General features: G+C 61.3%; 8 protein-coding genes. 3 read left to right on the top strand and 5 right to left on the bottom strand.

Annotated features, from left to right (window positions below; all coding sequences use genetic code 11):
- Positions 1-570 precede the first annotated feature (570 nt).
- Positions 571-1,464: a formate/nitrite transporter family protein gene (locus H618_RS0112465; RefSeq protein ID WP_028695395.1), complete on the top strand. Its 894-nt coding sequence runs from the start codon at positions 571-573 to the stop codon at positions 1,462-1,464.
- A 195-nt stretch (positions 1,465-1,659) separates the two neighbouring features.
- Positions 1,660-2,739: a diguanylate cyclase gene (locus tag H618_RS0112460; RefSeq protein ID WP_425414185.1), complete on the top strand. Its 1,080-nt coding sequence runs from the start codon at positions 1,660-1,662 to the stop codon at positions 2,737-2,739.
- On the opposite strand, the gene H618_RS0112455 is transcribed toward H618_RS0112460, so the two are convergent.
- The 5 genes from H618_RS0112455 to H618_RS0112435 form a co-directional block, all read right to left on the bottom strand.
- Positions 2,708-3,055: a DUF2025 family protein gene (locus tag H618_RS0112455; RefSeq protein WP_028695393.1), complete on the bottom strand. Its 348-nt coding sequence runs from the start codon at positions 3,053-3,055 to the stop codon at positions 2,708-2,710. The two genes, H618_RS0112460 and H618_RS0112455, sit on opposite strands and share 32 nt — an antisense overlap.
- Positions 3,056-3,170: 115 nt before the next feature.
- On the bottom strand, positions 3,171-3,287 hold the full coding sequence (gene ccoM, locus H618_RS23290; protein WP_028695392.1) for a cytochrome c oxidase subunit CcoM: 117 nt from the start codon (positions 3,285-3,287) through the stop codon (positions 3,171-3,173).
- Between the two features lie 133 nt (positions 3,288-3,420).
- Complete coding sequence (locus H618_RS22945) at positions 3,421-3,582, bottom strand: hypothetical protein (RefSeq protein ID WP_169338835.1); 162 nt, start codon at positions 3,580-3,582, stop codon at positions 3,421-3,423.
- Between the two features lie 62 nt (positions 3,583-3,644).
- Positions 3,645-3,971 carry a hypothetical protein gene (locus H618_RS0112440; protein ID WP_028695391.1) on the bottom strand — a complete coding sequence of 109 codons (327 nt, stop codon included), beginning with the start codon at positions 3,969-3,971 and terminating at the stop codon, positions 3,645-3,647.
- A gap of 82 nt (positions 3,972-4,053) precedes the next feature.
- Positions 4,054-4,746, bottom strand: a complete 693-nt coding sequence (locus tag H618_RS0112435) for a M949_RS01915 family surface polysaccharide biosynthesis protein (protein ID WP_028695390.1) — start codon at positions 4,744-4,746, stop codon at positions 4,054-4,056.
- Between the two features lie 116 nt (positions 4,747-4,862).
- Here H618_RS0112435 and rapA point away from each other — a divergent pair, with 116 nt between their 5' ends.
- The gene (rapA, locus tag H618_RS0112430; protein ID WP_028695389.1) at positions 4,863-7,709 is read left to right on the top strand and encodes an RNA polymerase-associated protein RapA; all 2,847 of its coding nucleotides are present in this window, start codon (positions 4,863-4,865) and stop codon (positions 7,707-7,709) included.
- Positions 7,710-7,756 lie beyond the last annotated feature (47 nt).

Raw genomic sequence — 7,756 nt, 5'->3', positions numbered from 1 at the left:
CAGTTCAATACTGCTTGGGTTTTTAAGAAACCCTAAACTTGGCTCAGCAATCTCAAATGACTATGTGATTTCTCGCATGGCCACTTGTGATGCTGATAATCTATGCGACGATCAGTCCGTACTCACAAGCACCCACACGAATTGCTTGATTCAATTTGTTAAAGAGCGTTTGGTTGAGCCTTTCGTCTCAACCGAGGCGCGCATTCTACGCTTTCCTCTAAGTCTGTCAAGCGTTTATTTCGAAGTATTTTGCGAGAATCTCGTTCAACTTCAAACACTTGGCTCGCTGCGATCGCTCGTAGCGGGAGGCGAATCATACAGCGTTAAACAACGCTGTCAACCACCTCGTTAAGCATTTCATTTTCTCGTTCAAAGTTGAAACCAAGAAAACCTGACACTTAACTCCCCGTCGCGAAGTTCATCGTTGCGGGGAGGCGAATAATACGCGACTGGCTTTTGCTGTCAACCCGCGAAACGAGAAAAACATCCGGGGCGACCGCCATTGCTGCCGCAACTATTCATACGCCCATTGATCTGTAGAGAACCCACCCCCTCACGAGCGCCGCTGGCATGAACGACGAACACACTACCAAGACTCCCGGGCTATCCGCCGATGAGGAGCAGGAGATCAACGAGAGCCAGCCACCTCGCGCGGCGGTCCTGCATGAAATCATCCGTGCCCAGGGCGACCAGGAGCTCGAACGCACCCTCGCCGCATTATGGTGGTCGGCACTGGCCGCCGGGTTGACCATGGGTCTTTCGCTCATGGCCATGGGCTTGCTCTACTCGCGCCTGCCCGACGGCGAAACGGCGCAGGTGATCGCAAGTTTCGGTTATAGCGCAGGCTTTTTGGCGGTGATTCTGGCTCGTCAGCAATTGTTCACGGAAAACACCCTCACCGCCGTCCTGCCGATAATGACCACACCGACCCTCGCCAATGTCGGTCGCCTGTTGCGTCTATGGGGCGTAGTGTTGCTCGGTAACCTGGCCGGTACCCTACTGGTGGCGTGGGTCATGCTCGAGCTGCCGATCTTCGACACCAAGACCGACCTCGCCTTCCTGGAGGTGGGCCGCAAGGTCATGGAAAACGACATCGGCCAGATGTTCGCCAAGGGCATCATCTCGGGCTGGATGATCGCGACCATGGTGTGGATGATTCCGTCCATGGAGCACGCCAAGATCGGCATCATCGTACTGATCACCTACCTGATGGCGCTGGGCGATTTCACCCATATCGTGGTCGGCTCGGTGGAAGTGTCCTACCTGGTCTGGGCCGGGGAGGAAACCTGGAGCACGTTCTGGCTGGATTTCGCCCTGCCGACGCTGGCAGGCAACATCATTGGTGGCAGCTTCATCTTCGCCCTGATCAGCCATGCACAAGTACGCAGCGACAGCGGCAAGGCACCCTCGAAGCTGCTCGACGAAGACCAGCCTTCTACTAATAAGAACAAGCGCAACGATTGACCCCCACCCTTGCGTGACCCTGCCCTGCCGCGCAGGGCCACGCCCCTCCGATGCGCTCCCGCCCATCCGAATCCTCCGACACCGCCCGCATCACCGCTGATTTGGCTTGCAAGGTCAGTATTCAGATTCCGACGAATCATCAACAATAAATCTGAACTTATGCGATAAACCGCGCCCCACGACAGAATCGACATCATGATGGCTACCAGCAGCGGCAAGGGACTCTCGTTCGTAAAGCGCATCTATGTGCCTCGCATCCTCGGCAAGGCCATGAGCCTGCTGGCAGTCACCGCAGCCATTGCCCCGCTGTCTGCGCCAATCTGGCTATGGACACTGATGGTGTTCAACGGTCTGCTCTGGCCTCACCTCGCCTACCTCTGGGCCAGCCGCTCGCCGTCGCCGTATGCCGCCGAGCAGCGGAACCTGTTGATCGACTCGGTAATGGCGGGATTCTGGGCCGCGGCCATGCAGTTCAATCCGCTGCCCAGCCTGACCATCCTGTCGATGGTGACCATGAACAATGTCGCGGCCGGCGGACGTCCACTGGTTGCGCGCGGCGCACTGGCGCAGCTGGCCGGCGCTGGTGTTGGCATCCTTATACTGGGGCCGCACCTACAGTTGCATGCCACCGACCTGCAGGTCTATGCCAGCCTGCCCATGCTCACCTTCTACCCCTTGGCACTGGGCTGGGTGTCGTTCAAGCTGGCGACCACTCTTGCCGAACACAAGCGCCGACTCAGTGACCTCAGCCGCACCGACAGCCTGACCGGACTGTTCAATCACGGTTACTGGAAAGACCGCCTGCACCTGAAATTTCTCATCTGCCAGCAGCGCAAGAGCACGGCAGTGATCGCCTTGATCGACATCGATCACTTCAAGGTCATCAACGACACCTATGGCCATGTCGTGGGTGACCGGGTGCTGCGTCAGCTCAGCGAGGAACTCAAGCGCAGCCTGCGTGACAGCGATCTGGCCGGGCGCTACGGCGGCGATGAATTCTGCGTGATCTTCCCAAGAGCGACCGAGGAACAGGCGTGCCTGGCCATGGAGCGTCTGCGCGAGCGCGCTGCGAGCTACCGCAATGCCCATCTGCCCGAGCTGCGCATCAGCCTGAGTATCGGCCTATGCGCCTACCGCGCAGATTTCAGCGGCCCCGAACAGTGGCTCGATGAAGCGGACCGGGCGCTGTATCACGCCAAGCACGAGGGCCGTGATCGGGTCGATGTCGCCCCGCCGCTGCCTTTCAATGGGCTACGCCTGGCCTGGCCTGAATGAGCGGCGTACGCTCTGCGATGATTTCCGGCAAGTCGACGCGCTTTAGATAGAGCCGCAGCGGCTCGCCGATATTCAGCCGATCGTCGACATGTTGCTCCAGCAATAGCGCCAAACGCTGACGGCACAGCACCTGGCGATCATTGTCCAGTGCGCGCCAGACGAATTCGCTGCAAGGCTGCAGCGACTCCTGCGCGACATCCAGGCCGAAGGCGTCTTCGGAAAACCTGAAGATGTGGACGCCACGCTTGAGGTGGAACCCGACCAGGCCATTGAGCTGATCGGCAGCGTGGCAGATGTCGGCGGAAGTGATGGACATGGGATACCTCAATCGAGTGAGCCAGGCCGGACGGCGAGGATGACGAAAACCGGACAAAAAAAATGGGCGACCGAAGTCGCCCTAAATGCCTTGCGTGCTCGTGATTCCGAAAGGATCAGCGCGACTTGCGCTTGCTTGAGTCCTTCCAGATGAAAATGCCCAGACCGACAAAGAACGCGACCATCAACCCGACCGTTACCACACCTGCGATAACCACATTGTCGAAGAACATGTCGACCTCCCATTCGCTTGCCGTTGTCCGATGGGTGAACGTTAACCAAAGATGGGCGCAGGGAAATTGATCAGGATCAATGGTGCCCAGAGCGGGCACGCAGGCGGGGGTGAGAATTGATGCAGGTCAGTGCTCAGCGCTTCTTCGACTTGCCTTTGCGCTTGGTTTTGCTGGTCTTGGCCAGGGGCATGGCCTGTTCGAAGGCCTGGCGCATGTCGTCAAGGCGCTTGTCGTTGATGTCGTGAATGCGCTTGGCGCGCTCGGCGCCGAAGTCGATCAGCTTGTCTTGGCTCATGGGGCAGGCTCAGGCTAAAGCGAAGTACCAATGATGACGAAGCATGGCCAGGCTGACCAGCCTCATATCTCTATGTCGACCAGCAGGCCCTGACGATTGGGCTCACCGAGGGGAATCACCGGAACGGTATTGTCGGCATTGACGGCGTCACCCGGTTCGGCAAGGTAGCGCTCATCTTCCTGATCGGCATGTTGCTGCTGCCGGCGACGCTGCTCGTCGCGCAGCAACAACGCTTGTTCTTGCGGGTCCTGACGCTGGCGCAGATCGACGCTGCCGTCGCCAGAGGTGGTCTGCACGGGCACCACGGGCGGGATGTCGGGGCGCGGCTTGACCGGGTCAAGCTGGGACGTCACCGGTATGGCACTGAGCGGAATGATAGGCGGCAGCATGGAAGTCTCCTTTAACAGGTTATCGGCCTGGCAAGAGCAGACATGAGTCGGCCGCAGGGCCCATCAGTGGATCTGCGTAAAACTACTCGGCAGCATCCGGATCATCGTCTTCAGCCGGCTCACTGACTTCACTCCAAGGTCGCTTGTAGACCTGCTTCCAGACCTCATCGAGGTGGTCGCGCAAGACCTTGTCCGCCTGGTTGAACGAAGCACTTTGCTCGCGTTCACCACCGAAAGGCTGCTCGCCGGCGGGGCTGATCAGCGATTGTCCGGTAACAGAGTAGACCGACTGTCCCTCGCGCAGTTCGATGGCGATGTCCTGGGGCTCGATACCGCCGCCGCAGTAGGCATGGCTGGCCACGGTGATGTCAGCGATACCGTTGCCATTCAGATCACTGACGCCACTGACATCGGTATAGAAGTCGACATCAAGGTCCAGGCCTGCGCAGCTGGTTTCCTGTTCGATGTTCCAGCGCGGGGTGAAGGCCGCGTCACCCGTGCGGCCGTACAGCGTGGCCTTGAGCACCACGCGGTCGACCTCCTGCTCGGTTTCGGCGTCGGTGGCCTGGCCATCGACACGGCTCAGCACCAGCAGGCCTTCGCCCTGCTGATCGCGGAAATGCACACTCTTTATAGGTGCCTGGACGCCGAGCACTTCGAGCTGTTCAGGGGGAATGGCGGGGAGAATTTCGAAGCGTTTCTGCTCGCAGGCCGCCAGCAGCAGCGTGCCGGCCACGAGAAGACAGACATTGAAGCGACGGTACTTGGCGGGCATCGCGGTCCTCGTGCCTGATGGCAAGCGGTATTGTTCAACGAACGCACTAGACTGATTGGTCCTGCCGGACCTATCCGTTACCATAGGCGGCTTTTCATCGCGGGAGTTCAGCCAGTATGGCGCAGCAGTATCAACCGGGGCAACGCTGGATCAGCGACAGCGAAGCCGAGCTTGGCCTTGGCACTATCCTGGCGCAGGACGGCCGCCTGCTGACCGTGTTGTATCCGGCCACCGGCGAGACCCGTCAGTACGCCGTACGCAATGCGCCGCTGACCCGCGTGCGCTTCGCGCCGGGCGACCAGATCACCCATTTCGATGGCTGGAAGCTCACCGTGCGCGAAGTCGACGACGTCGACGGGCTGATGGTCTATCACGGCCTCGACGCCCAGAACCAGCCGCGCACCCTGCCGGAAACCCAGCTGTCCAATTTCATCCAGTTCCGCCTGGCCAGCGACCGTCTGTTCGCTGGGCAGATCGACCCACTGGCATGGTTCTCGCTGCGCTACAACACCTTGCAGCACACCAGCAAGCAGATGCAGTCATCGCTCTGGGGCCTGGGCGGCGTGCGCGCGCAACCCATCGCTCACCAGTTGCACATCGCCCGCGAAGTGGCCGACCGCGTCGCACCACGGGTGCTGCTGGCTGACGAAGTGGGCCTGGGCAAGACCATCGAGGCCGGCCTGATCATCCACCGCCAGTTGCTCTCCGGTCGCGCCAGCCGCGTGCTGATCCTGGTTCCGGAAAACCTCCAGCACCAGTGGCTGGTGGAGATGCGCCGGCGCTTCAACCTGGAAGTGGCGTTGTTCGACGCCGAGCGCTTCATCGAGAGCGATGCCAGCAACCCGTTCGAAGACGCGCAGTTGGCGCTGGTCGCACTGGAATGGCTGGTCGAAGACGAGAAGGCCCAGGATGCGCTGTTCGCCGCGGGATGGGACCTGCTGGTGGTCGACGAAGCACACCACCTGGTCTGGCATGAACAGAAGGCCAGCCAGGAATACGCCCTGGTCGAACAACTGGCGCAGGTGATCGACGGCGTGCTGCTGCTGACCGCCACACCCGAGCAACTGGGCCAGGACAGCCACTTCGCCCGCCTGCGCCTGCTCGACCCGGACCGCTTCCACGACCTGGCCGCGTTCCGTGCCGAAAGCGAACACTACCGCCCAGTCGCCGAGGCAGTGCAGGAACTGCTCGACAACGGTCGCCTGTCGAGTGCGGCGCACGCCACCATCCAGGGTTTCCTGGGTGCCGAAGGCGAAACGCTGCTGACTGCCGTCAGCGACGGTGATACCGATGCCTGCGCGCGACTGATTCGTGAACTGCTCGACCGCCACGGCACCGGACGGGTGCTGTTCCGCAACACCCGCGCCGCGATTCAGGGCTTCCCCGAGCGCAAGCTGCACGCCTACCCGCTGCCCAACCCCCAGCAATACGCCGAGTTGGCGCAAGGCGAGCATGCCGAGCTGTACCCGGAAGTGGCCTTCCAGAGCGACGCCGACAGCACCGAGGATGAGCGCTGGTGGCGCTTCGATCCACGAGTCGACTGGCTGATCGACACCCTGAAGATGCTCAAGCGCACCAAGGTGCTGGTGATCTGCGCCCACGCCGAAACGGCCATGGACCTGGAAGACGCCCTGCGCGTGCGCTCAGGCATCCCCGCCACGGTGTTCCATGAAGGCATGAACATCCTCGAGCGCGACCGCGCCGCTGCGTACTTCGCTGACGAGGAGTTCGGTGCGCAGGTGCTGATCTGTTCGGAAATCGGCAGTGAGGGGCGCAACTTCCAGTTCGCCCATCACCTGGTGATGTTCGACCTGCCGGCGCACCCGGATTTGCTCGAGCAGCGCATTGGCCGCCTCGACCGCATAGGCCAGAAGCACACCATCGAACTGCACGTTCCGTATTTGCAGGACAGCCCGCAAGAGCGCCTGTACCAATGGTACGAGCAAGGGCTCAACGCATTTCTCGCCACCTGCCCGACCGGCAACGCCATGCAGCATCAGTTCGGCCCGCGCCTGCTGCCGCTGCTCGAGGGCGGCGATAACGCTGCCTGGGAGGCGCTGGTCAGCGACGCCCGCCAGGAGCGCGAGCGACTCGAAGCCGAGTTGCACACAGGCCGCGATCGCCTGCTCGAACTCAATTCCGGTGGTTCGGGTGAGGGCGAAGCGCTGGTCGAGGCGATTCTTGAGCAGGACGATCAGTTCGCCCTGCCTATCTATATGGAAACCCTGTTCGACGCCTTCGGCATCGACAGTGAAGACCATTCGGAAAACGCGCTGATTCTCAAACCGAGCGAGAAAATGCTCGATGCCAGCTTCCCGCTGGGCGACGACGAAGGCGTCACCATCACCTACGACCGGGCGCAAGCGCTGTCGCGCGAGGACATGCAGTTCATCACCTGGGAACACCCCATGGTGCAGGGTGGCATGGACCTGGTGCTGTCAGGGTCGATGGGCAACACCGCAGTGGCGCTGATCAAGAACAAGGCACTCAAGCCTGGCACCGTGCTGCTCGAGCTGCTGTATGTCAGTGAAGTGGTCGCCCCGCGTCACTTGCAGCTGGGTCGCTACCTGCCGCCGGCTGCTTTGCGTTGCCTGCTCGATGCCAATGGCAACGACCTGGCCGCGCGGGTCAGCTTCGAGACGCTCAACGACCAGCTCGAAAGCGTGCCGCGGGCCAGTGCCAACAAGTTCGTTCAGGCCCAGCGCGACGCGTTGGCCAAGCGAATTGCCGCAGGCGAAGAGAAGATCATGCCCACCCACGTCGAGCGGGTCGCCCAGGCGCAACGTCGCCTGGCGGCCGAGGCCGATGAGGAACTGGCGCGCATGACGGCACTCAAGGCAGTCAACCCCAGCGTGCGTGACAGCGAACTCGATGCGCTGCGCAAACTGCGCGAAGAAGGCGTGGTGATGCTGGAAAAGGCCGCTTTGCGTCTTGAGGCGATCCGCATCCTGGTCGCCGGCTAAGAGGGTCATCACCTGGCGCCATCCACACAGGATGGCGCCAGGTGGAC

This window comes from Pseudomonas cremoricolorata DSM 17059 = NBRC 16634, assembly GCF_000425745.1.
Lineage (GTDB): Bacteria > Pseudomonadota > Gammaproteobacteria > Pseudomonadales > Pseudomonadaceae > Aquipseudomonas > Aquipseudomonas cremoricolorata.
This window is presented reverse-complemented; position numbering and strand designations above follow the sequence as displayed.